Origin of the sequence: Legionella sp. W05-934-2 (assembly GCF_964199965.1) — a bacterium.
Classification (GTDB): Bacteria; Pseudomonadota; Gammaproteobacteria; order Legionellales; family Legionellaceae; genus JAFIFT01.
Genome location: NZ_CAXMZT010000013.1, coordinates 1 through 24,944 on the forward strand (window position 1 = coordinate 1; position 24,944 = coordinate 24,944).

The window sequence follows — 24,944 nt, forward strand, 5'->3', positions numbered from 1 at the left end:
TCTGTTCAATTTTTGTAGGGATCACTTAGCCCCAACCCTCTCCCGCGAGCAAGATTTTACCCCTGGTTAAAATTCTAGCGCGGGCGAGGGGGTTCTCTTTGGTTTTGCCAAATTTTCTTATTGAACAAAAATATATCAGGATCACTCAGCGTTTCACTTCATCCGGGCTGACGACTTTACAAGGATATCTTAATGTAAAGAGTGGGTGAGCTTTTCGTTCCTTTTTTGCTCATCTTTCTCTATCTCTTTCACGGTCTTGCGGAAAAAGGAATTCTCAGTTTGTCCCATCTTAGAAGCGGGCGTTTTATCAAGTTCATCTGCCTCTTCTAAGTATAAATCAAGAGTTGATTTAGCGATTTTATATTTAATTTCGGATCCAAGAATCGATTTTTTCACATCAGCCTTGATATTTTTTCTATCTTCATTAAAGCTGGCTTCATTATCTGCGGTTAATCCCCAACTGAAAATGGATGCCAACACTAAGGTAATATTCAGCGCAGCCAGCAAGGCTATGCCAAGTGGCGCTAATACCCCTGTCGCAGTCAACGCAATGCCGGCAACCGCAAGCACGGTGATAGCACTGCTGGTGATTAATCCTACTTTATTGCGATCCCAAAATGATTGGTTAACATGTTGATATTGGCTATCCATCTGATTAATTAAATCTTGATAAGGTTTGCTAATATCGGCTTGTTTTAAAATGCTAATGATATCTTTGTGAATTGCAAAGTAAGCTTCATATAGCATCGAACCTTGCAAAGGATCTTCATCTTTTTGAGGGGCTAAAATACCGTCAATCTTTTCTTTCGTCTCGTTAACTTTTTCGATTAATTGCAGAATTCGGGGTTGAAACTGCTTATCTTGATTTGGTAACTTTGCCAAAAAGGCGAGCTGCTCAGCTGCATTTTGGCAAAACAACTGATACACAGCCAATGATTGTTTAATCAGCATTTCTTCCGTTTTAAAAATCACCTTTGAGTTTGTGTTGGATGTATTTAAAGCTTTCTCAAGTGCAGTCAAGGTATTAACATCCAACGTTCCTTTGTCATTGATAGTATCATTGATAAAGAACTTGACTTCATCAGGCAGCCCTTTGATATGCAGTAACTCGCCTTTTAGAGAACCTTTGTTCAACAACGATCCTTTTTGGTAAGCAGGCCCACACACATTTTCTAAACTAGGATAAAAATGATTATCCGTGCCTTGAAAAACAAGCACTTCTCTGTCTTTAGGATCCTTGGAAGTGTGGCGAATAAAGGTAATGGTGAAAAATTCAGGTGCTTCTTTTTGATAGGCAATACTTAAACCACAGTCATTTCCATTCTTATCGATAAATGCGAAGCTGCAATCTTTTATGCCTTCAAAAAACTTGTTTAGCAAATCGTTCTTCATTTCTGGATCTGCTTTAACAATAGCATTCTGAGTATACTCAGCGTATGTTTTTTTCATGACAAAAGGACGACTGATATTTGCAGCAGTATAGTTTCCTTGGGTATAGTGTTTAGTTCGGTCAATCGAACGCCAGTGTTGTTGAAACGCTTCAAACTTATGCGCTCTGCTTAAAACCACTGTTCTAGGAATATCCTTTTCAATTTGTTCTTTGAGACTTCCTGCATCCTCTGTGGCAGCATAATAGCTATTATTGACTTGCATAAAATCTTTTACGACTTCAACATAATTTGCGGACATTTTAAAAATTGTGTTGCCCATGGCTAATGACCTATAAAGTGTATTATTAACACTATGATATCAAGGAAATGTTAAGACAAAATGAAATAGGTGGTAAGTTTTTTTACATTTATGTAAAATAAGTTTTAAAAGGACGGTGTTTACCGTTTTTTTCAATAAGTTATTGGCAATTTGTGGTGCATATGGATAAATTATGGATGGTGATTGCGCTGGTTTGTGTGTATGGGGGGCTTTTTATCCTTGAACGCCGCTTCCCTTTGCGCACAGCGTTGCACCCCGGCATAAAACGCCTGTCCACAAATATTCTCATGACTGTCTTGGTGATTGGCGTCGTGCAAATCACAGTGGCACCAACAGTCCAAGCAACCATGGCACTTAGCCAATCAACCCATTTTGGCCTGATTAATCTTTTAAAGATGCCCAGTTGGCTCGCGTTAATTGTTGGGTTTTTACTGCTGGATCTATCCTTTTATTATTGGCACAAAATAAATCATAAAATCCCCCTGCTTTGGCGCTTTCATAATGTGCACCATGTGGACCAAGATTTAGATGTCACCACCGCCATGCGTTTTCATTGGGGCGAAATAGCTTATTCGAGTGTCTTTCGCTTAATACAACTCATCCTGCTTGGGGTGACGCCAATTACCCTCATCCTATATGAATTTATTTTCCAGCTATGCACTTTCTTTCATCACAGCAATCTTCGGTTGCCCAAGCGCTTTGAAACCGTATTAGGATTACTTCTGATTACACCGAGAATTCATGGCATCCATCATTCCAATTATCGACAAGAAACCGATAGTAATTATGGTGTGGTATTGAGTATTTGGGATAGGCTTCATCGAACGTTGAAACGGTCTATTCCTCAACAAACCATCACCATTGGTGTTCCGGCTTATGATAAAACAACCGATAATCAATTTAATCAATTATTGTTATTACCGTTCAAAGCACAACGAAACTATTGGCTGACTTCGGAAAATCAACCCCACGAGCAACGAGGCGTTGTTAGCAATTCCTCCTATCGTTAAGCTTTTACGATTACCCCAACCCTAGCCTTTTAGAAAATAATGGCTGCAAACGCTCCTTCACCTCACCAAGCTGACCAGACATGACTGCGTCATAGTCCTCTTTTGACAGTGATGCCCTACTATCATTAAGCCAAGTTAATAGATGGGCGGCGACCTTGGTATTGGCCATTTCGCTATTTTTTGTAGTTTCTGTGTCAATGACTTTGCCATCCTTATGAAGGATTGACTGAATCTCATGGCAACACTGAGCATTAATAAAATCAAGTAAAAAGAATCGCAAGGTGCGCAAATCCGGGAGAGGGTAATCGGTAAAATGAGCGTGCACAGTGATGTTTTGTATATCCGCTTCATGTTGCCCCAAAAAAAGATACCATCGCATCGGTTGATAAACCATACTCAGAAAAATCGCTTGTTCTGTTTTCATTTCATCGACCAAGTTTGGATCGCGCTGGCCAATATATTTCACTACCAAGTGGATAAATTTCCGATAGTATAATAAGTCGCCCAACTCGCTTTTTAGATAAAAAAACACCGTCGCCATCGTGCCAAAGAGGTTTTTTAATTTATCCACTTCCCCAAAAGAATGAGCTAATTTAGATTTTTCATAATCCTGTTTAAGCTTCTCGAGCGGATCGGTGTTTATTTTGCTATCTAAAACACCCAGGTTTCTTGCAGCAAAGATAACGAGATTGAGAAAAGTCTCCAGTGAAAAGGCTGAATTGTATTCAACGCATAACGCATCAATTTTTTGTTGAATGGTCTTTCCATCACCCATGGTCACTTCTCCCTAAGAGTTTTTCGCTAAGCGGCTTGCAAAGACCTTATCAAATTGGTTGAATAAATTCAATAATGATTAGATATGGACCATGAGATACGCTTATTTTTTAAACGCTTTCTTCCGTGGCTTGCCATAAAGAGTCACTAAAATAGCCATTATCGTCGACAAAGTTACGAACCAATTTAAAACCGGTAGCTGAGGCTAGATTTTGAATATCAATCATATTGAACTTAAATGAAAATTCTAAGTGGATAGGCTCGTAATAATCAAATGCAACCTCCATATCCAGCGCTTTGATGGGAACATGCTGCTGTTTTAAAGAGAGCAAATGGGACTCCATAGCACTGAGTCTGGGGTTATATACAGCCAAATGTTGAAATGCCGTTAAATCAAATTCGCCTCCTAATTCGCGGTTTATTCGATTTAATAAGTTTAAATTAAAGTCTCTCGTGACCCCCTGGCTATCATCATACGCTTTGATTAATCGATCAATTTCTTTTTTCAAATCAAAACCGATGAGGAGAAAATCACCTGGACTCAAATCTTGACGTATGTGGGTTATAAATTCTACTGCTTGACTTGAGGTAAAGTTGCCAATATTTGAGCCTAAAAATAAAACGAGCTTTTTTCGAGTGGAAACACGTTTGCAATAATGAAGGCCTCGTTGATAGTCCGCCACAATCGCTTTGATAGAACAGTGGTCTAACATGGCAATATTGTCATTGAGTAAATCAAAGGCCGCCGAGGAAATATCAATGGGGAAAAATGTTGTGTCACAGCCATAATCAAGAAATGCTTTAATAATTTGGGAGGATTTTTGTCCATCACCAACTCCCAGCTCAATAATATCCACCTCATAACTATCAACAATCATGGGTAACCGATCCTTTATGGAACGGATAATAGCCATTTCCGTGCGAGTCAGATAATACTCATCGAGTTCAGTTATCCGTTTAAATAATCGAGAACCAATATCATCGTATAAGTATTTCGATGAAATTGTTTTCACATGTCCTGATAACCCCCTCTTCACATCATTTGCAAATTCCTTTTGTAAAATAGAGTCGGCATCTTGTGCTTGATTTAACAAATTAATTATTTCCATTATTTATCCTTAGCCAAACATATGCCCGAAAACATCCAGTTTTGATGGGGAAAATAAAAATTCCGATAGCTGGGACGATAATGCGAGGTGGGTGTGGCAAAGCAACTCCCTCTTAACACCTGCTGATTGCACATAAATTTACCGTTGTATTCGCCCAATGCACCTGCATAAGGCCGGTAACCAGGATAAGGAGCATAAGCGCTTTGCGTCCAAGCCCAGAGTTGTTGTTTATTCACGGCCAAATGCGTTGGGTGAAAATAGCTATTTCTATCGGCAACCTCATCATCCGGATGATGGGTTAAATAGACTTCTAATTCCTGTTCGGTTGGCAACCTTGCGCCATACCAATTGGCGAAAGCATTGGCCTCATAATAACTGACATGCGTGACGGGTGAATTTAAATCGAGGGGTTTTGGGCCATGCAAGGTAAATTCAAACCACTCGCCTTGATGGCGATGCCAATACAAAGGGGATGAAATGTGATTTTCCAATACCCAATTCCATCCATCACTTAACCATAACAAAGGCTTTTCATAGCCTTTGTCTTCCATAAATGCTAAATAATCCCCATTCCGAATCAATTGGGTAGCAATGACGTAATCATTGAGATAATAGGAATGCGCTGGTTTTTCATTATCATACGCAAATCCTGTTTTCTCCATACCAATTTGATAAAGGCCAGCATCCATATCAACCCACCCCAACGTGGTATCAGCAATTGCTGGAAGTGGCTTGTTATGGTAGACGGGCATGGTTGGATTAGCAGCCAAAACATATTTAATATCCATGTACAATAGCTCTTGATGCTGTTGTTCATGGTGCAGGCCCATTTCTGTTAACATGGGCAGATCAGGATGCATGCACCACTGTGAGTTTAAGAGGTCGACCATCTGTTGATCCACATGCGCGCGATACTGCATGACCTGTTTGACAGTCGGCCTTGATAAAATCCCACGTTGGCCTTGCAGCCAATGCTTCCCACAGGATTTATAGTAGGAGTTAAACAATTCATCAAAGACAGGGTCAAATTTTTGATACCCTTCAACAAACTGATTCAATATAAAATTTTCGAAAAACCAGGTGGTGTGGGCCAAATGCCATTTAGGCGGGCTAACTTCAGCAACCGGTTGGACAACATAATCTTCTATTTCCAAGGGTTGGCAAATGGATACAGTCTGCGCTCTGATGTTTAAATATAATTCAACACCACTATCATGATTTGTCATAATTCAAAGCCATCCATTTGCATCAATTCATCATGCCACGCCCCTAATGATTTCGCAATAGCCTTTAAAATCAACAAGATATCATCAGTTATTGCCACACAGTCCTCATTGCTTTTCATCAAGTCAAATGATTTAATATACCCGTGATCATTCAAAATGCGAGTTTTCTGCTTTTTCTTTTTCATCCTGCAAAACGTTAAAAAACACACAAGGGAATGAGCCATTGCGCGCTTTTTAACGTTTTCCAGGATCAAAAAATAAAGGCGCATAAATCCTCGCTTTTTGAATGATCACGGGTATAACAGGCGAATATTGCTCTTGGGTATAAGTATAGACCTTAGTAGCGAGTTATGGACAGAACTGGTTTCTAGGAGAACAACATGGAATTAAGTAAAAAACAAAAAGAGTTTTGCGATGCATCTACGACAGACTACTCCGATCTCAAGGCCATATTTCTTAACTGCACCCTAAAGCGCAGCCCTGAACTATCACACACCAGCGGCTTAATTGAGATATCGCGTGCAATTATGGAAAAAAATGGGGTGAGTGTTGAAGTGCTTCGCCCTGTGGACTATAACATCGCCTATGGCGTCTACGGCGATATGACCAAGCATGGCTGGGATAAAGATGATTGGCCTCAAATTTTTAAAAAAGTTATGGCCTCCGATATTCTCGTGATCACTTCTCCCATTTGGCTAGGTGAAAAATCATCCGTGTGCACCAAAGTGATTGAACGGCTTTATGGCAACTCCAGTGATCTTAACGCCCATGGTCAATATGCCTACTATGGTCGAGTGGGTGGCTGCTTAATCACCGGTAACGAAGATGGCGCCAAACATTGTTCCATGAATATCCTCTATTCCTTGCAGCATTTAGGCTATGTTATTCCACCCCAAGCCGATGCAGCTTGGCTTGGGGAAGCAGGTCCTGGACCTTCCTATCTTGATCCAAACTCGGGAGGTCCTCAAAATGATTTTACCAATCGCAATACTACCTTTATGACTTGGAACCTCATGCACCTGGCTCGCATTATCAAAGACGCAGGGGGCATCCCAGCCAATGGTAACCAGCGTTCCAGATGGGATGCCGGCTGCCGTTTTGATTTCCCCAATCCTGAATATCGATAATCTCATCATTCATTGGCATTGGCGAACATTCTCGCCAATGCCAATGAAAATCCACGGGTATATTCATTCAACAAAAAAAACAAAATAATAATTCATTGGATTATAGTTGAACATTCATTTACAATATTGCATTTTAAAATTCAGGAGTATTGGATGTCTAAATCAACTGATGCTGCAAAAATCGTCTTAGGCTCTATGGTTGGGTTTGTTGCAACGTATTTGTTTTTAAAAGAAACCATGATTGAACCAGCCTACTTAGCCTATTGTAATGGAGATCCGAATCCCGGCAGTTTATGCACCATGTTCTCATTTGCATTCAAATTTTGCCTAGCTGTTGGTATCGTAGGTGGCGGCTATTTAGGTAATTGTATTGGTGAAGACCAAAATGAGGGTTTTGAGCCAGAACAACTCGGTTTTGGCCCAAACCGATGAGTTCATGTGGATGTCACATTTATTCGGCTAGGTATGGGTTGACATTCATTCTTTGGGATATCATCATGGATAAAAAATACCACTTATCGTGAATAGGGCGCCCCCCCTATTCCCAACTAAGGAATCCATGATGAAAGGTATCTATTCATTTACCCTTCTTTTCTCACTGTTTGCAACCTTCATCTCCCACGCAGCCGAACCACAAACCACGCCCCCATCACCCGTCAAAGTAGAAAATCGGTTAATTGATCTATCTGAAAATCAACCATTGATGAAAATCGCCCGTTATAGTTCAGAGAGCTATAGTTACAGAGCAACAAATTTAACTGTTGATCCCATCCTTGCAGAGTTATTGCGCTTGAGAGTCTCTCAAATTAATCACTGCGTTTATTGTTTGTACACTCACCAAGATGTCGTGCGAACGATGAAAATTCCACAAGCCAAAGTCGACACATTAAGTGCTTGGTGGGCTAACGATTTATTTACCGATGCTGAAAAAGCTGCCTTGGAATATACCGAATCGTTAACCAAACAACATAAAAATAGCATTGCTAAAAACTTCAACCAAGTTCATCAACAATTAACAAAGTATTACACTGAAAAGCAAATAATAGACATAGCTGGCATTGTGATAAATATGAATATTTGGACGCGGCTGAAAATGGCTGAAGGCGCTACGCTGAAAAACGATAGCTTACCCAAATCAAACTAACAACTAACTATAAGCATTGCCATCATGCAAAAAGAACAACCATCTCTGTTTATCTATGTTTTACTTGGGCTCTTGATAGGCGTTGGCTTAGATGGCTTATTCTATCAGAAAGTGGCTTATATTTATCCTTATCTATGGATAAGTTCCTTTGCCCTGTTGTTTGCAATAGCCTTTGACTTTCGTCATCAACTTCGCATCCTGTTCACCAGTGCTCTAGCAGCAGCCATTACCTGCAGTCCCTTTTTATTCTTAGGGCCGGATGCGCCAAACACGAATAATATCAATCTCATGATTGCTGTTATCTGCTTTCCTTTTGCAATGATGATTGCCCACGCCTTTCATTTTGCTTATCACTTAGATGACCAAATTCGGGTGCGCTATACGAGTTTGTTTTATGCTGTTTGGAATACCATCCCTTTATTAATCATTGCAGGCGTATTTGCTTTTATCACCAAACTATTAATCTGGTTAACTGCTGCGATATTTTCGGCTTTCAAGTTTACCACATTGGCGAATTTTTTATTACTTAACCAACACTTCTGGATTATCTCAACCGTCTGTTTCTATATCATTGGTATCGGCATTGCCAGACAAAATCTAACCATTTTAGATAATTTCCGCTTGGTTATTTTAAAACTCTTTTATTATTTGTACCCTTTTCTCGCGGTAATCAGCCTCATCTATCTCCTCTTGTTTGCCATGTCAGCCTATGGGGGAAATACCCCTGAGTCAGCCACTGCAATCTTTGTTGCATTAAGTATCCTTGGTATTATTTTTTTCAATGCAATTTTCCAAGATGGTGAAGCGCAAACGTATCAATCGAGCGGATTACGGATATTTTTAAACGGGTACCGTGTTTTACTGCTGTTGATTGCTATTTTAACAGCTTATCGACTATACCCCGATGCCAAACCGATCAATAATGCGCTACTCTTATTAGCCATACTTGTTTTATATGGATTATCCTATGGCATTAGCGCTGTTTTACCCATTATGCGAAAAAAGCAGTGGATCCAATCCGCTAATATCTTTATTGCTATATTCTATATTCTTTGTTACTTGCTGATTAATAATCCATTTTATCCCAGCTTTGTCGATAGTGGTGCCACAGTGCGGGATAGGTATGATGCCAAATCGTTTCAGCAATCGGATTATCAAAGAGCACTTCCCCAAATAAAAGGCCTGTTGGAGCAGCAGGATGTGAAACTCGCACATCTTGGACTCACGTGGCAAAATCCAACCAGCCATGGTAAACCCCTGGAAAATCTTTGCCGAGCTCATCTCTCGCCTTTCGGCTGGTTGGTTGGCACCGTCTTAGGCAATCAATGCCTAATCGCTAGCACCTCTCAAACGTTTAAAGAAAAGGGTTATCAAATTTTAACTGGCAACCCCTCAATTATAGCGTGGGGTTCGGCAAATAATTCCATTCCATTCTCGATGGGTGTGGAGTGGCATAATAATGCCATGAAAGCGCAATCGATTTGCCGTATCAAAATCAATGATTCTTATCAAATCGGTACTCGACAAGCGTATGGCTGCGTCTTACCAAAGCAAGGTAGTCTATCGAACCCTTATCAGCAATTTGAGGTTTTAACCATCAATGCAGATGGCTTTCCAGACAAAATGGGCCTTTTCCTCGATGACTTACTAGCAGACCAAGGTTTCAAATTTGTCTCGCCACCTGTGGATAATTATTTTGTGGCAGGCATCAATGCAAAAGGTAGCCTTGGCATCTGTCGCGGCACCTATAAAAAAGGGTTGCAAATTGGCAGCTTTCAAGATGATCAATGCACGATTAGTTATGGAGGAAAGGCGTTTTTACTTTCAAATTATACGGTTTTAAAGGCATTATCGACTGCCCCTAAAATAACCTGGCGACCAACTCCTTACCGGGCGTTGATTATGCCAAGCAATAGCCTCTTATTAGGATTCGAATTAACACCGTCGGGGACACTGAGAACCCTTGAAGCCTGCCGAGGAATTTACGACAATGCGATCCATATTGGTAAAATCATTGATTATCAATGCAATATTGCGGTGGAGGAGCAAGAAAAACGACTCGACAGCGGTTTATTCACGAGTCTTCAGCCAAAATAATGAATTTTAGATGCAAAATCTTAGGGTTTGATAATCAGAGCGTTATTTTAGTACTTATCTTCCCAGTCATAATCTTCATCATAATCAAAATCATCTAATTCTTTGCGCAGACGTTTTTCTTCTTCACGATCTTCAATTCGTTTTCGTAACTCTTTTTTACGTTTCAACTCATCTGGATCATCCGTCAAGTCAACTTCAGTAAAATTCTGATCATAATCGTCTTGATGTAATCCCATAATTATGCTCGCTTATAATTTATAGGTGTAATTAAATTATAGACAATTTTTGCATTATTAATGTTCGACATATTGTAAAGATTTTTTTCATTTAATAAAAAATGTGGTAATACAACCCAGATTCCGCACCCCAAAATGATAATTTATTTCGTAATTCAACCTGACAAAATAAACCCCCATTCAATCCTCTTCTAGGCGTTTCCCCGTAATTTCAATATTTGTGTAGAAGAGTCAGGCATAAAGCGGAGGGCGGCGTTCATGGGTTATTTCTATAGTTTCATAACCAAAATGATTTCATAAATAAACCCTGGTTTCTAGTGCGGAATAACAGATTATAGAAATGTCAGGATTACTCTGAGCATATCGGAATACGTACTCCAATATTTGATAAGATAATCACTACAATTGTGGATAGAACGATTGCTTAACCCAGGATAGTTGGGGTTATATTTCCCTTCTCATCGCGTTTTAGCGACAGTGTCGTGCTTGACGCAATTGGCTTATCAGGCCTAGATTCCTGCTCATTAAAGAATGATTGCCTTTGCAGCACACTTAAAACTTGGTTTGTAAACGCTCCTTGGCTGTATAATTGTGCTTGACTATTGCTTGGGATTGCTACAAATCCAAAGTTTGCCAGCCGATCTTTGGATAATCCCAATGCCTCACACAATGCTTGCGTTTGCTGGGTATGGGTAATGATAAGTCGTATGGTATTGGGAAGCACGTCTTCTTGAATCATCTCATACATATTGTTTGTAATCGAATCAAACACCCCCTGGCCAATGACCGCATCCACATTGGTTTCTTTCCAAGGTAAGCTGCCTTTATCCAAAAATTGGTGTAATTGATGCTTGGCCATGGTTTGATCATTTGGATAATTAACACATTGCCATCTTGGAGAATATTGGACTTTAGGACAGTTTAGCGCCTTGGCAATCAATTCAGCAGGTTGGCTTGCTCGTTTGTTGGAAGATGACTCAATGCTCACTTTAAAACCTGTTTTCCCAGAAATATACGCAATCAGCACCATCTGGGCATATAATTCCACTACAGAGGCAGGTGTTATCCCATCGTCTTGATTATGAGGCATTTGCATCATTGCAATTTTCATTTTATCCGCCTCTAAATTTTTATGCTTATCACTAACCAACTGTTCTCCATGACGCATAACCAACGTTAAACTGGTTTGACCTTGGGCAAGCGAAAGGATATTTTGCACATGAGTCACATCAAGGGGACGGAATTGGTCAAATGAAATGTTATATTGCTCTGCCAATAGCGTTTGACTTCGGTTAATTAAACTGACAAATTGCCGGGGACTTAGCTTGGCTAAACCAGGAATCGAATCCAGATCGAATTCTTCAAGCACTTTCAATAATACATCTGTTGCAACGTCACCCATAACCATACCTTGTCTAAAATTGGCTATTATATCACAAATCGAGCGGATGGTATTTTTTGGACAGTTTATTTAATTATTTTTTGTGGATGCCAGTTAATAATAATGCAATCCCATACAAAACTGCCATTAATGCGCAATAAGCTGCAAAATAGACATTGTTATGATCGGCATAGAATCGGTTTCCGCCTTCGATACCGACTGCTATCAGGATCATTAATATTAATGTCATTAATGCCGAGGCAGTACCCTTAGCAACAGGGGTAGCAAATAGTACTTTCCTTTCTAAAGGTGCTAAAGACATGCCTAATGCAAAAAAATAAAGAATTAAGCCTGGCATTAGCCATATAAATGACGCATTAATGCAAACGGTTAATACCAACATTAAAAGCAACCCTGCAATTGCGGTGATTGAGCCTATGAATAAAATTACTTTCATTGATACTCGCCCACTTAAGAGAGCTAACGCCCAATTCCCTATAATAGAAGCACTAAACACAGGAATCTGCCAAAGACCATACTGTAGTATGGTTAATTTTTCTTGCAGGATAAGCATGATGGGTGATAATCCAATCCAACACAAACAGGGGATTGCAATAATACTCTGTGCTATTGAGCCCATGACAAACAAACGACTGCTAAACAATTGTCTATAGTTATTCAGAACAATTCTTGGTTCGAGAGGAACACGAGGAATCACTCGCCCATCCGTCGTTTTTTTACCGACAGACTCAGGCATGTAGCGAAATAATCCGATCAATGAAAAAATAGTTAGTACGGCAATGCCCACAAAAATCCAACGCCAGGAAAATAGATGAATGACGATAGAGCCCAGCAACGGGCCGACTAAGGGCGCTAAAATTGAAACATTCGCCATAATGGCAATGAGCTTTACTGCATCGACTTCAGCAAAAATCTCTTGCAAGGTGGCATAGCCAATCACACCAATAAAGCATAACCCCATGCCTTGGAAAAATCGGGCAATGATGAATTGTTCAATGGATTGGGATAATGCAATGGCGAGGGTACAGAAAAAAAATAAAACCACGCCAAATAGCATCACTGGCCGTCGACCATGGCGATCGGAAATGGGTCCTAAGAAAATTTGTAAACTGGCACCACCCAAGATATAGGCAGTGAGTGAATTGGCCACGTATGACTCTGGGGCATGAAATGACGATACCACACGAATCATGCCAGGCATGATCATATCGTTGGCGATATATGTCAGAAATTCATAAAACACCAAGAAGGCAGCATATATTAACGCTTGCTTTCGACTGATGTTTATCAGAGGCTTAACCATGGTTATTAATGATACAAAATGTCCATTATAAACGAAGTTTAGACCAAAAATCCAGTGCTAAATCAATTCAATAGACCAAAATAGCTGTTTTTATAAGGCGGTAGACCTCATTCTCCCCTATGAAAATCTAGATAAAAAGCATGCTTTGCGGCAAGGTATAAAATATATTTAAACTTATTATTTCTTCTTCATACTGATCTTATTTTGACCTTTTGTGTTAAAGGCGCTATACTATGTTTTTAAATTTATTGAAATATCGGGAGTACTTATTATGGCAGGTCCTGAAAAAGACACTGGAAATAAAGAGGGTAAAGTAACTGGTTTGGCCGAAAAACTTGGAGGTCAAATCAAGTTTGGCCCGCCTCCTGTAAAAAACGCAAAGCCAACTGACGTACCAGCCCAGACCAAACCAGCAGAACAACCTTCTGAAAATACCGCTGGAGAAACTGCGAATGAAACGGCCACAAAAACTGATTATATAGAAATTCTTAAACAAAGAAACACCGGTGCGAAAAGACGACCACCCACAAGAAAGCCAAGAGGAGAGGCGACGACAACGGCACCTGAGACACAGACTAACACGGGTGAGCCTATCACAACGGAAGGATCACAGGTTCAAAAAGAGCAGCCTACGTCAAGTAGCCCAACGGGATTTTTTACCGAGTCACCCATTGCTCTCAAAAAACAATTTCTGCAAAAACTCATCGAAACATTGGCCAAAACTGAAAATTGGCATACTGGATGGGGGGGCACGAATGTTCAAATCGATGATACCACCCAAAAGATCATGCCAGCCCACGCCGCCGACATGTATAAGGCTTGTAAAGCGGATAAAGCCTTGGATGACGAGAATATAGAAAAAACTTTTGAAACTGTAAAAGGCATATTAGAAGATGCGCAGCATGGAAGTAAAAACGATGATGTTTTTACCTGGCTATTTAAAATGCTGAAAAGAACGTTATTAAGGGCAAAGGAAACGCAAACGTTTTATAATGATACGGAATCAGAATTAAACGAGGCATCCAAGCCTAGCAAATAAGCACCTGTAGGTTGGGCCTTGGCCTGAGGTATCTTCAGTTTTTGGGAGATGCCTCATATTTAGTCGTTGCGAGCGCAAGCGAAGCAATCCAGATCGATGTCACGCTAAAGATATGTGCTAGATTGCTTCGCTTTGCTCGCAACGACGGCAACTTCTTCTTGCTTTAGAAAACTGAAGATACCCCAGGGCCTTGGCCCAACGATTCACTATAGTATTCAACGAGCCCCGCAATTGTCAGGCCAAGGCCCGACCTACGGCAATTGAACACAAATGCTATCATCATTTTTCAGCCAAGATCATTTAAAACCCTATCAATTGACGCTAAGATAGAAGCCGGTGTTTTTTTTCAGAAAGCAAAATTGGATATTTCGTTGTCTGCTTTCTAGTAAGCATTTCTGGCACTTGGTGCCACACATCAGGATATAACTTTGTTACAAAAACCCCTCTCCCGCCCTTTGGGCACCCTCTCCCCATTTCCGGGGAGAGGGGAAATTGAGGGAAGTTATATAGAAGGATAATTCAATAACAACTAGGAGACTCTCCATGAAATCAAAATCGCTACTATTATCATTAAGTGCTGCGGCAACTTTAGGGCTCAATGCGCAAGCATTTGCAAACAACAGTCAACCATTACAAACCGAAAAATTGGATAAAGGTTATAACGCCAGCCAACCCATGAAAGTTGCTGATGGAAAATGCAGTGAAGGCAAATGCGGGGAAGGCAAATGTGGTAATGATACACAGAAAAGTGGCGAAGGAAAATGCGGGGAAGGCAAATGTGGTGAAGGCAAATGCGGTTCCGGGACCGACGGAAATTAAACGCTTTTTCTAGGGTGATGGAATGATGTCGTTTTCTTCATTTTATGGCAAGGGTTTAGGATTACGTAAGCAATTTTTGCAACACTTAATTGATGAGCCCCGTGATACGATTGATTTTCTTGAAATCACCCCTGAAAACTGGTTGGGCCTTGGTGGTTATCAAGCTGAAGGCTTGAAACACCTTACCAACGTATACCCAACGCTCGCCCATGGATTGAACTTATCAATCGGTGGGCCAGCCCCCTTGAACTATGATTTGTTAACGTCATTAAAACATTTTTTTCGACAGACTAATATCCGTGCCTACAGCGAACATTTTAGTTTTTGCTCGGATAATCAAGGGTTAATCTACGATTTATTACCCATCCCCTTTACCGAAGAGGCGGTCCTATATATCAGCGAACGGATTCGGCAAGCGCAAGACTTTCTTGAGCAACCCATCGCTTTTGAAAATTCGTCTTATTATTATATTCCTGAGCAAAATCTAACGGAATCTGAATTCATTAATGCCGTTGTGGCTGAAAGCGGTTGTTTATTATTACTGGATGTTAACAATGTCTATGTGAATTCAAAAAACCATGGCTATGATGCTAAAGCCTTTATCCAATCGCTGCCGACAGATGCTATCGCTTATATTCATATTGCAGGCCATTGGCAAAAGACACCTGACCTGATCATTGATACGCACGGTGATGCCGTGTGCGATGAGGTGTGGAATTTACTTGCGTTTACCTATCAAGCGCATACCTCTTACCCAACGTTGCTAGAACGCGATAATGATATCCCACCGTTGACAACACTCATTGACGAGCTTAACCACATTGGTCAATTGCAACAAAAAGAGGTGTCTCATGTCTGATTCGCTGCAAACTCGCTTGCATAACTTAGCGCAGACCATACGTGGCAAGGTAAAAGCACCAAGTGATCACCCTTTATCTTTATATCAAAGCTTGATTCATAACAACCTCAATTCCGTGGTGAGCCCATGCTTTCCTGTGCTCCAATCCATTTTAGATAAAGCACAATGGCATGCATTGATTGATCGTTTTTTGCAAAATTATCACGCTCAACACCCCGCTTATCACCGTGTACCAGAACAGTTTGTTGAATTTTTATCTCAATTGGATGACTTACCTTATCCGTTTGTCGATGAACTGGCGCATTATGAATGGCTTGAGTTAGCCGTAGAAACCGCTGAATTACCCAGCGCCCCCATAGCCCTTAGCAAACCAATCGAAGAAACGATGTTTAAGATGCCACCGTCAGCGCGTTTTCAATGGTATGACTACCCGGTGCACTTAATCGATCCGACCAATATCCTAGCAATGAGGGATCCAACGGCATTAGTGGTCTATCGTCCTTATCATCAACGCCAAATTGAATTTATGAAAATTGATCTATTAGCCTGCCATTGTTTACATTTTTTGGTGAATGAAGGGTATACCTTAAATCGTTATTTACAAGCCGCATCAAAAGAGCAAGGAAAGATAATTTCTCAAGATATGAAAGACAGCTTTATCCAACTGATGCATTCCCTTCATCAACAATCGATATTACAGCCCATTGGATAGAAAATTTGGGCGATTTTAGTGTTTAAATTCGCTAATACGCTGCCCGCTCCCATGCGGTCATAGCGGGCAGAGTAACGACATAATTTTCCAATCAATTGGAAATATTAGGGTTGAACAACTTCTTCAGCAGCAGGTTGCAAACTGTCAACATCGTGTTTGAGTGTATCCATTAATTGTTTGACCGCATTTGCTTCCATCCCTTCTTCGCTGAATAATTTGAAGCGTTGATTGCTCACCCCCACACCACGAACAGCCGTTTTGAGCGCATTTAATAACAAAAGCGCAATGTCAGCTACTTTGTGCCATGCTTTTGCTTCAAAGCTGGGTTTTGAAGTCTCAATGGCATCAGCAATTTCCTTCACCACCAAAGGCAATTTATCTTTGGTGAATACGTTATCCTCACAATGGGTTTTAACAATATCATCCAATTTTTGTTGGAGCGCTTCTGCAGACACTTTAAAAGAACTGCTGTCATCAATATTGACCAGGCTATCTTTAAAGTTTTGAACGCTAGTTCTGAGAGCTTGCTCCGCTTTTTGATTTTCCATGCGCGATAATTGATCTGTATTAAATTGTGCTCTGTTAGGTAACTTTGCAGCATAGCCTTCTAAGATTCTGATTTGTGCGTCAAGTGCTAGATAGTCGGATTTGAAAAATTGATTGAAACCTTCCCTAAAGGTTAGAAGCGCATGGCTTTTATTTTGAAACACAATATTACTCTTCGATTGACGCAATAACTCGTTCGCATCTTCTTGAGTTTTTAGTGTTCCACTGGCTATGGCAGTATGAATTTGATTGGCACGACGTGAAAATACTTGTTTCACTTCAACATTTGTAGCTGGCATAAAAATTACTCCTATGGTTAATAATCGGCTTGATTATACCAATACATTCCTTAACGAATTATTAACAATCAGAAAGTTTTTTATTTTTTCACTTAACAGGCGAATTTATTATTAATATAATACTATCAATATGTTACATGAATTGACCTATCTATTATTCCATTTTTTTGATGAAATTTTTCTTTACAAAAGTGAAATATTTAAGGGTTTTATTGTAATATTCTCTAGTTTAATCTCACCACCAACTCTCATTTTTGAATCCTTTTCCAACGTCTAAAACGACAGGTTTTCGTGCCATTAGACTTTGTTCCTGGAAGATCAGTATAATGCCCTTTTATAAATACTAAGTACTCACCTATGACCCGATGCTATTGTGGTTCTGGGCAACCATTCCAATCTTGCTGCGAAGCGTACCATAGGCATTTTAATGCCCCAACCGCTCTGGCTTTAATGAAGTCACGTTATAGTGCCTTTTGCGTAGCCAATGTGGATTATATTGAAAAGACTCAACGTGGCGATCCAAGCATTGGCTTTAATCAGGCGTCAACGAAGTCTTTTGCCCAGTCAGTCCAATGGCTAGGGTTACAGATCGTTCGTAATTTTCATGATAAGCAAGTGGAAAATATTGCTTATGTGGAATTTATCGCATGGTTTCTTCAAAACAATCAACTCGACTCGATTCACGAGTTAAGTCAATTTGACTATGATACCCAACTTCAACAATGGTTTTATTGCAAAGGCCTTCGGCCAACAAAGCAAATACGCGTGGCCAATAACGCCCCATGCCCTTGCCAAAGTGGAAAAAAATATAAAAATTGTCACGGAGGGAAGTAAGTCGGGCCTTGGCCCGACGCTCTTTGATTACTTAGACTGCGCTTTAACAGCAGATTGCTTATTCGCGATTGTTGGGTAGATAACCAACGTTTGATAAACTGGGGTGTAGCCTGAGTACATCACATACCCTGCAAAGTTTTGAATGGTGATGTACATGCCTGACTGGCAACCATAATAATAGACACTGATATAATGTGCGCTATCAAAAGGATAAATATCAAATGGCGTTAAATAGGCACCATCTAAATACTGACCTGATACATGAACGGGTTCGAAACTGCGATTAACGACTTCGATTTCACAATAACCAGGCAACATCATTTTTTTACTATCGGCTTTTTCAGCCATCGTATGCACATGACGCGTCTGGGCGGCTTGTAGATTAAAACCAATTGCCGCTAACAAACATAACGCAAAAATCTTTAACTTCATAATCATCTCCGAATGATAGGAGATTGCATAGTAAACAAAACAATCATCCTGATCAATATAAAAGTATAAAATTTGACATTAAAAAATCGGCAGGCTTTGCTCTAAATGGATCAAACCCAAGCCACCCAATCCAACCACAATTAATATAAAAACAACCAAGCGACCTTGTTTATCGGCCGTGATGGTGCCCCATATTACCAACTGACGGTGTGCCGCCAAATCCACCGACATTTGAAGAATGCCCGTGGTGATTGCCGCCAAATTCACCGCTACTTGAGGGATGTCCATGATGATTGCCCCCAAATCCACCGCTACTTGAGGGATGTCCATGATGATTACCGCCAAATCCACCGCTACTTGGGGGATGTCCATGATGATTACCGCCAAAAACACTACCGCTCGTGGGATGGCTATGATAATGCCCACCATACCCATTATTATTACTCACATAGGTCGTGCCTCCGGTACCCCAAAATGGCAACCAAGAACTACGATAATAACCTGAATTGTTGGAATAATAGTTGCCGCCTGATCCAAACATAAATGGCAAGCAACATAACGTGGCTATTAGACCGCCGACAACCAAAAAGGGAAAAAGTATGACTGCACTCGCACCCATTAATGTGGCAGCGCCTGCTGATGAAGTAGCAAGTGCCATGACAACCGCCGCAAGGACTGCAGCAGCGGTCACTGCCGCTAAGCATTTCAATAGAAAACTAAAGGAAAATTGGTTCGACCTAGCCATCATAAAGCTCCATTTAAGAAAAAGGAGCCTCATTGTAAATAAATTATATTGTTTGAACAACTAAAATATTTTTTTGGCGAATTCACTCTTTTATCGTTATGAGAAAGACACTTTTGTATCAATCCTTAAAGGGTGTGACATTGTCTTATGCACAGGGCATTTATCGGCCACCTCGGTTAATCGAGCCTTTTGTTGTTCATTCAGATCCCCACTCATTTGAATTTGCCGCACGATTGTTTCCAAGTAACCCGATTTGCCATCGCAACTCGCACAATCATCGCTATGTTCGCGCGCATGGGATAAGCTGACCTGGATATTCTCCAGCGGCCATTGGTTTCGATTAGCCACCAGGCGTATGGTCATGGCGGTGCAAACACCCAAGGCAGCAAGAAGGTGTTCATACGGATCAGGACCTAGGTTTTGCCCACCAACGTGCACCGGTTCATCTGCCAGCCAATGATGATCATCGGTATCGACATCTTGAGTGAAGCGATGATCGCGTTCTTCAACTATCACATGGCCTTTATCGACGTGTATCTTGGCTTTAACAGTCGAAGCACCCACCTCCAGATAATGACTCGCCCAAGCAGCAATCGATTTTGCAACATACAGCGCATCGGAGGCTTTACTTAACAAATGATCCGCTCTATCCAAGCTTATATAGCTTTTGGGATGCTTAGCCGCTTTGTATATTTTTTCTGCCTCCTCAATGGGGACAATGGCATCTATTGGTGAATGAAGAATTAATAATCCCTTGCCACTGGCGCTATGAATGGTTTCAGCATAGCGATCAATATCTTCCAGAAACTGCTGTTTGATGGTAAATTGTCGCGGACCGAGTTGTACCTTCGCTTCACCTTTTGTTTCGATTTCACCAATATCAGCAGCAAACGTATGCTTTACATGGCTTGCACTGGCTGGCGCACCGATTGTGGCAATCGCCTTGACTTCGGGGATTTCTTTCGCTGCCATTAACACCGCAGCACCGCCTAAACTATGACCTATCAATAAAGTAGGCGCCTGATAGTTTTGACGAAGAAAATCCGCCGCAGCGATTAAATCACCAACATTCGAGGAAAAATTGGTGCTAGCAAACTCCCCATGGCTTTGCCCTAATCCGGTAAAATCAAAGCGAAGCACTGCTATGCCTTGGGCAACCAAAGCTTGCGATATGCGGGTTGCTGCTAAGATGTCTTTACCACAGGTAAAACAATGCGCAAACAAGGCATAATGCGACGTTGGATGTGGTGGTTGTTCCAAAATGCCAGAGAGCTCGACGTCGTTGCTGATAAATTGAATGGTATTTTTCATCGCTATTCCCCTTCATCCAGCGCAGGAAAATCAGTTTGAATATACTAAAGCATAGGAAGGATTATTCACTTCTGCTAGATCTTCACCAAGAATAAGGTGGTTGGGTGGATGTAATAATAGAAAACCAGCGCCACATCCGCTTACATTGGTTCTTCGAAACAATAAATATTTTGTTGGAAGTCACAACTACTATCTGTGAGATTTGTCCAAAATACACCTGTAAAGTCGGTACGTCCAACTATCCCTATAGATGCATTTGTAGGATCTGTCCAATCAGTGCATAAGAAAGCGTCAGCCATTCCCAGGGTGTTAGTGCCCGTATATACGGGGGCACCATTTTGATCACCATTGTTCTCATCCACGTTTATTGCATTTGTAATTGCCCCAGTGGTCATAATCGAATTATAGGAACTTAGCTATATATGGCTGAATAGCTATATTTTAGTTTTATAGCTGTTCAGCTATATTTTGACTTTATGGTTGAACAGCTATATTATTAATAGAAGAGATGGTAAACCACAGGTGGAGAATGGAACAATTAATTCACTCGTTGAATAGCCTAGGGGCTGCGATAAGACGCCAACGAAAGGCTAAAAAATTAACGCAAACAGAGGTAGGGGCTCAAATAAATATTGAGCAAAGTACACTTTCAAGTGTCGAGCAAGGTGCTGAAGGGACTCGACTTTCAACCTTATTTCGCATTTTGGCAGCGTTGGATCTTGAAATGGTCATTCGCTCCAAGGATAGCCGTCAGCAAGAAAACAAGGAATCGTGGTAAATGGCGAGAAAGAAACGTTACCGCGAATTATTTGTCTATATGAATGGCGTCAGTGTTGGAAAACTTTTGAGAGAATCGACAGGTCAATTAGTATTTAAATATGACCAACACTGGCTGGATGATTCGCTTGCACGCCCAGTTAGTTTATCGATGCCGCTGACTGAAGTGCCATACAAAGGACCTATTGTCGAATGTTATTTTGAAAACCTCCTTCCAGACAGCGATGCAATTCGTAAAAGAATACAAGCACGGTTTAATGCCGAATCGACGAAATGTTTTGATTTATTATCCCAAATTGGCGGTGACTGTGTTGGCGCATTACAGTTACTGACTGAGCCTTTAAATGACGATATTAAGACAGTTAAAGCAGAAAAAATTGACGACACTCATATTGCCAAATTGCTAAAAAGTTACCAAACAGCACCGCTTGGTATGCAAGTAAACTCTGATTTTAGAATTTCAATTGCAGGCGCTCAAGAGAAAACAGCCCTACTTTGGTATCAAAATCACTGGTGTTTACCGCATGAAACCACGCCAACCAGCCATATTATCAAGCTACCGATTGGCCGACTTGCTCACGCTGGCATTGACTTATCTGACAGCATTGAAAATGAATGGTTATGTCTACAAATCCTAGCCGCTTACCAATTGCCAGTCAATCAGGTTGTTATGGCCAAGTTTGATGACGTTAAAGCGTTGGTTGTTGAGCGCTTTGACAGAATGTGGTCTCCCGCCAAACGATGGTTAATGCGCTTACCGCAAGAAGACTTTTGCCAGGTGCTTGGTGTTCCGCCAGGATTAAAATATGAGTCAGATGGGGGGCCGGGGATAAAAGCGATTATGTCCCTATTACAAAATTCAGAAAACGCATTAGAAGCAAGAGAGCAGTTTTTTAAAACGGTGTTTTTATTCTGGGTCATGGGCGCGATAGATGGCCATGCAAAAAACTTCAGTGTGTTGTTAAAACCCCAAGGCCGCTTTCAGCTGAGCCCCATTTATGATGTCATGTCAGCTTACCCTATCGCGGAAAAGCGTGAACTTGAGTGGCAAAAGATTAAAATGGCAATGGCCGTGCGATCGGCGAACACCCATTATGATTGGCAATCCATTCAGCTTCGGCATTGGTACTCAATGGCAAAACAATGTCACTTTCCTGAGCATAAAATGCGGGAAATTATTACGGCCGTGTTTGAGCACATGGATGGGGTGATTGACCAGGTTAAGACAATTTTACCAACGAACTTTCCATCCCAAATTTGTGATGCTGTCTTTACAGGAATGAAAAAGGTACGAAATCGCTGCGGGTCGGACCACCCTATGTAAGCGGACATTTTGGTTATCTATGTTCCGGTCACACAGGGTCCGGTTGAGGGGTTATTCATTCGAAGTTATTATCTTGATGTATTTTTTGGGAAGAATTAGGTAGACTTTATAGCAAATTTGGATACATCAGGACTGACGAAAAACCCCAAAGTCGAGGCAAAAAATGGTTTTTTAATGAGGGAGTTTAGATTAACTAAATGACCGAATTAAAAGCTTTTTTTAATGAAGAGATTGGGAGTTTTGCCTAAGTCCTATACATTGGATTTCGTTTTGATGTCAAGCAATACCTACCTTCAATCATCTGCCTACCCGCTTCTACGCTTGTTAAGTTATATGAAAGACGACAAGCGCGACTATCTGTTGGCATCATTTTATTCCTTTCTCAATAAATTATTCGATATTTTCCCAGAAGTCTTGATAGGTGCCGCCGTTGATGTCGTGGTTAATCGAAAGCATTCCTGGCTTGCAGGCTTTCTCGGCAATCCCAATATGATGACCCAATTAATTGCCTTAGGCATACTCACCTTTGCTGCCAGGAGTTTGGAATCGATTTTTCAATACCTTTATAGTGTCAAATGGCGCAACCTTTCCCAAGCCGTCGAACATCGGTTGCGCATGCAAACCTATGCCCATATTCAGGGCGCCAAAATGAGTGACATTGATGAAACAGCAACCGGCCAATTAATTGCCACAATCAATGATGACGTCAACCAGCTTGAGCGCTTTTTAGAAGATGGCATCAATCAAATCATTCAAATTACGGCATCCACAATTCTGATTGGTTTTATCTTTTTATATTTCTCACCTCTAATTACCGTTTTTGCCATTTGCCCTATTCCCTTTATTTTAAGTGGGGCTTTCTATTTTCAACATAAATTGGAGCCCAAATTTTTAAATGTGCGCAATAAAGCCGCTAATATTGCCCAAGCATTGGCAAATAATTTAACCGGGCTTATGACCATTAAAAGTTATACCGCCGAGACGTTCGAGCAACAACGGATTGAGCGCTTAAGCAGTGACTATCAAAAAGCAAACAAAGAAACCATTGTTATCAGCTCCATGGTCACCCCCGTTATCCGCATCATGATCTTAACCGGATTTTTATTCACCTTGATGATAGGCGGCTATCAAACCATTAACTATCAAATGAATGTGGGTGTTTTCAGCTTATTAATATTCTTATCCCAGCGCTTGTTGTGGCCTTTTAGTTACTTAGCCGACGTGACCGTCAATTTCCAAAGGGCGATGGCCTCAACCACCCGTGTGTTAAATTTATTAACCTGGGAACAAGAAGCAAGCCAGGTGAGCAAAACCTCAAGCCAAGAAACGCCATTAACCGAATCATCGTCTGGCTTGGTCTTAAACCAGCTTTCATTTTCCTATCCCAACCATGAAAGACCGATTTTCCAGAATTTCTCCATCCAGATAGAAGAACATAAAACCGTTGCCTTTGTGGGTGAATCCGGTTCAGGAAAAAGTACGCTAATTAAATTATTAGAACAGTTTTATCAACCCGTTGAAGGGCAAATTTTTTGGAATGGCAAAGACATTAGCGCTTACGATCTGTCAGAGTGGCGCAATCAAATTGCATTTGTTAGCCAAGAGATTTTCTTATTTGACGGAACGGTCGCTGAAAACATTGCCTATGCAATGGGCAATATCGATAGAAAGCAAATCCTTGAAGCAGGTCGTATCGCGGGGGTGGATAAATTTATTGACCAATTGCCCAATGGCTATGACTCAGCGGTTGGCCAACGCGGGAATTTGTTATCCGGCGGGCAACGTCAACGCATTGCTATAGCCAGAGCTGTGTTAAAAAATACGCCCATTCTCATATTAGATGAAGCGACTTCTGCGGTGGATAATGAAACCGAATTAGCCATTCAAACGGCCCTATCCACCATATCCCACCAACGTACGACCATCATCATTGCTCATCGGCTATCCACGGTCACTAGTGCCGATTGGATTTATGTGTTGGATGACGGTCAGGTGATTGAACAAGGTACCCACCAAAGATTAATCAAGCAGGCAGGCAACTATCAACGATTGTGGCATATCCAAACGGGTCAATTTTGACCCGCTCAGCTCTGAGTGATCCTGACATGT

25 protein-coding genes are annotated in these 24,944 nt (G+C 41.0%); 13 read left to right on the forward strand and 12 right to left on the reverse strand.

Annotated features, from left to right (window positions below):
- Nucleotides 1-189 precede the first annotated feature (189 nt).
- Nucleotides 190-1,710, reverse strand: coding sequence for a hypothetical protein (locus AB3348_RS13310; protein WP_367608097.1), 1,521 nt, complete (start codon nt 1,708-1,710; stop codon nt 190-192).
- Between the two features lie 161 nt (nt 1,711-1,871).
- Here AB3348_RS13310 and AB3348_RS13315 point away from each other — a divergent pair, with 161 nt between their 5' ends.
- The gene (locus AB3348_RS13315) at nt 1,872-2,720 is read left to right on the forward strand and encodes a sterol desaturase family protein (protein WP_367608099.1); all 849 of its coding nucleotides are present in this window, start codon (nt 1,872-1,874) and stop codon (nt 2,718-2,720) included.
- A 10-nt stretch (nt 2,721-2,730) separates the two neighbouring features.
- Here the strand turns inward: AB3348_RS13315 and AB3348_RS13320 are convergent, their stop codons facing one another.
- The 4 genes from AB3348_RS13320 to AB3348_RS13335 all read right to left on the reverse strand — a co-directional run bounded on the left by AB3348_RS13320 (nt 2,731) and on the right by AB3348_RS13335 (nt 6,014).
- Nucleotides 2,731-3,495, reverse strand: a complete 765-nt coding sequence (locus AB3348_RS13320; protein ID WP_367608100.1) for a hypothetical protein — start codon at nt 3,493-3,495, stop codon at nt 2,731-2,733.
- A 109-nt stretch (nt 3,496-3,604) separates the two neighbouring features.
- Nucleotides 3,605-4,603, reverse strand: coding sequence for an L-histidine N(alpha)-methyltransferase (locus tag AB3348_RS13325; protein ID WP_367608101.1), 999 nt, complete (start codon nt 4,601-4,603; stop codon nt 3,605-3,607).
- Complete coding sequence (gene egtB / locus AB3348_RS13330) at nt 4,603-5,829, reverse strand: ergothioneine biosynthesis protein EgtB (protein ID WP_367608102.1); 1,227 nt, start codon at nt 5,827-5,829, stop codon at nt 4,603-4,605. Before egtB ends, AB3348_RS13325 begins: the two co-directional genes overlap by 1 nt.
- Nucleotides 5,826-6,014: a hypothetical protein gene (locus AB3348_RS13335; RefSeq protein ID WP_367608103.1), complete on the reverse strand. Its 189-nt coding sequence runs from the start codon at nt 6,012-6,014 to the stop codon at nt 5,826-5,828. Before AB3348_RS13335 ends, egtB begins: the two co-directional genes overlap by 4 nt.
- 195 nt (nt 6,015-6,209) lie before the next feature.
- Here AB3348_RS13335 and AB3348_RS13340 point away from each other — a divergent pair, with 195 nt between their 5' ends.
- The 4 genes from AB3348_RS13340 (at nt 6,210) to AB3348_RS13355 (ending at nt 10,197) form a co-directional block, all read left to right on the forward strand.
- A complete protein-coding gene (locus tag AB3348_RS13340; RefSeq protein ID WP_367608104.1) occupies nt 6,210-6,956 on the forward strand; it encodes a flavodoxin family protein in 747 nt (248 codons plus the stop codon).
- Between the two features lie 153 nt (nt 6,957-7,109).
- Nucleotides 7,110-7,388 carry a hypothetical protein gene (locus AB3348_RS13345; protein ID WP_367608105.1) on the forward strand — a complete coding sequence of 93 codons (279 nt, stop codon included), beginning with the start codon at nt 7,110-7,112 and terminating at the stop codon, nt 7,386-7,388.
- Between the two features lie 127 nt (nt 7,389-7,515).
- Nucleotides 7,516-8,100, forward strand: a complete 585-nt coding sequence (locus AB3348_RS13350; protein ID WP_367608106.1) for a carboxymuconolactone decarboxylase family protein — start codon at nt 7,516-7,518, stop codon at nt 8,098-8,100.
- Nucleotides 8,101-8,124: 24 nt separating this feature from the next.
- Complete coding sequence (locus AB3348_RS13355; RefSeq protein ID WP_367608107.1) at nt 8,125-10,197, forward strand: hypothetical protein; 2,073 nt, start codon at nt 8,125-8,127, stop codon at nt 10,195-10,197.
- A 47-nt stretch (nt 10,198-10,244) separates the two neighbouring features.
- Here AB3348_RS13355 and AB3348_RS13360 read toward each other — a convergent pair whose 3' ends face one another.
- The 3 genes from AB3348_RS13360 to AB3348_RS13370 all read right to left on the reverse strand — a co-directional run bounded on the left by AB3348_RS13360 (nt 10,245) and on the right by AB3348_RS13370 (nt 13,138).
- Nucleotides 10,245-10,433: a PA3496 family putative envelope integrity protein gene (locus AB3348_RS13360; RefSeq protein WP_367608108.1), complete on the reverse strand. Its 189-nt coding sequence runs from the start codon at nt 10,431-10,433 to the stop codon at nt 10,245-10,247.
- Nucleotides 10,434-10,857: 424 nt separating this feature from the next.
- The gene (locus AB3348_RS13365) at nt 10,858-11,835 is read right to left on the reverse strand and encodes a hypothetical protein (RefSeq protein ID WP_367608109.1); all 978 of its coding nucleotides are present in this window, start codon (nt 11,833-11,835) and stop codon (nt 10,858-10,860) included.
- Between the two features lie 73 nt (nt 11,836-11,908).
- Nucleotides 11,909-13,138, reverse strand: coding sequence for an MFS transporter (locus AB3348_RS13370; protein ID WP_367608110.1), 1,230 nt, complete (start codon nt 13,136-13,138; stop codon nt 11,909-11,911).
- Nucleotides 13,139-13,409: 271 nt separating this feature from the next.
- On the opposite strand from AB3348_RS13370, the gene AB3348_RS13375 reads away from it, so the two are divergent.
- The 4 genes from AB3348_RS13375 to AB3348_RS13390 all read left to right on the forward strand — a co-directional run bounded on the left by AB3348_RS13375 (nt 13,410) and on the right by AB3348_RS13390 (nt 16,567).
- A complete protein-coding gene (locus tag AB3348_RS13375; RefSeq protein ID WP_367608111.1) occupies nt 13,410-14,177 on the forward strand; it encodes a hypothetical protein in 768 nt (255 codons plus the stop codon).
- 543 nt (nt 14,178-14,720) lie between these two features.
- Nucleotides 14,721-14,996 carry a hypothetical protein gene (locus AB3348_RS13380; protein WP_367608112.1) on the forward strand — a complete coding sequence of 92 codons (276 nt, stop codon included), beginning with the start codon at nt 14,721-14,723 and terminating at the stop codon, nt 14,994-14,996.
- Between the two features lie 22 nt (nt 14,997-15,018).
- Nucleotides 15,019-15,855 (forward strand): DUF692 domain-containing protein, encoded by an 837-nt coding sequence (locus tag AB3348_RS13385; RefSeq protein WP_367608113.1) that lies wholly within the window; start codon nt 15,019-15,021, stop codon nt 15,853-15,855.
- Nucleotides 15,848-16,567: a DUF2063 domain-containing protein gene (locus tag AB3348_RS13390; protein ID WP_367608114.1), complete on the forward strand. Its 720-nt coding sequence runs from the start codon at nt 15,848-15,850 to the stop codon at nt 16,565-16,567. Before AB3348_RS13385 ends, AB3348_RS13390 begins: the two co-directional genes overlap by 8 nt.
- Before the next feature lie 104 nt (nt 16,568-16,671).
- Here AB3348_RS13390 and AB3348_RS13395 read toward each other — a convergent pair whose 3' ends face one another.
- Nucleotides 16,672-17,412 (reverse strand): hypothetical protein, encoded by a 741-nt coding sequence (locus tag AB3348_RS13395; protein WP_367608115.1) that lies wholly within the window; start codon nt 17,410-17,412, stop codon nt 16,672-16,674.
- A gap of 357 nt (nt 17,413-17,769) precedes the next feature.
- Between AB3348_RS13395 and AB3348_RS13400 the strand changes: the two genes are divergently transcribed.
- The gene (locus tag AB3348_RS13400; RefSeq protein ID WP_367608116.1) at nt 17,770-18,246 is read left to right on the forward strand and encodes a YchJ family protein; all 477 of its coding nucleotides are present in this window, start codon (nt 17,770-17,772) and stop codon (nt 18,244-18,246) included.
- Between the two features lie 27 nt (nt 18,247-18,273).
- On the opposite strand, the gene AB3348_RS13405 is transcribed toward AB3348_RS13400, so the two are convergent.
- From AB3348_RS13405 to AB3348_RS13415, 3 genes are all read right to left on the reverse strand, one after another.
- Entirely contained in the window at nt 18,274-18,678 is a 405-nt protein-coding gene (locus tag AB3348_RS13405) for a hypothetical protein (RefSeq protein WP_367608117.1), read from the reverse strand.
- Between the two features lie 169 nt (nt 18,679-18,847).
- Complete coding sequence (locus AB3348_RS13410) at nt 18,848-19,426, reverse strand: hypothetical protein (RefSeq protein WP_367608118.1); 579 nt, start codon at nt 19,424-19,426, stop codon at nt 18,848-18,850.
- Between the two features lie 93 nt (nt 19,427-19,519).
- Complete coding sequence (locus AB3348_RS13415) at nt 19,520-20,734, reverse strand: alpha/beta fold hydrolase (RefSeq protein ID WP_367608119.1); 1,215 nt, start codon at nt 20,732-20,734, stop codon at nt 19,520-19,522.
- A gap of 529 nt (nt 20,735-21,263) precedes the next feature.
- Here AB3348_RS13415 and AB3348_RS13420 point away from each other — a divergent pair.
- The 3 genes from AB3348_RS13420 to AB3348_RS13430 all read left to right on the forward strand — a co-directional run bounded on the left by AB3348_RS13420 (nt 21,264) and on the right by AB3348_RS13430 (nt 24,914).
- Nucleotides 21,264-21,512 (forward strand): helix-turn-helix domain-containing protein, encoded by a 249-nt coding sequence (locus AB3348_RS13420; protein WP_367608120.1) that lies wholly within the window; start codon nt 21,264-21,266, stop codon nt 21,510-21,512.
- A complete protein-coding gene (locus AB3348_RS13425) occupies nt 21,513-22,835 on the forward strand; it encodes a type II toxin-antitoxin system HipA family toxin (RefSeq protein WP_367608121.1) in 1,323 nt (440 codons plus the stop codon). It begins immediately after the preceding gene.
- Between the two features lie 273 nt (nt 22,836-23,108).
- Nucleotides 23,109-24,914, forward strand: coding sequence for an ABC transporter ATP-binding protein (locus AB3348_RS13430; RefSeq protein ID WP_367608122.1), 1,806 nt, complete (start codon nt 23,109-23,111; stop codon nt 24,912-24,914).
- Nucleotides 24,915-24,944 lie beyond the last annotated feature (30 nt).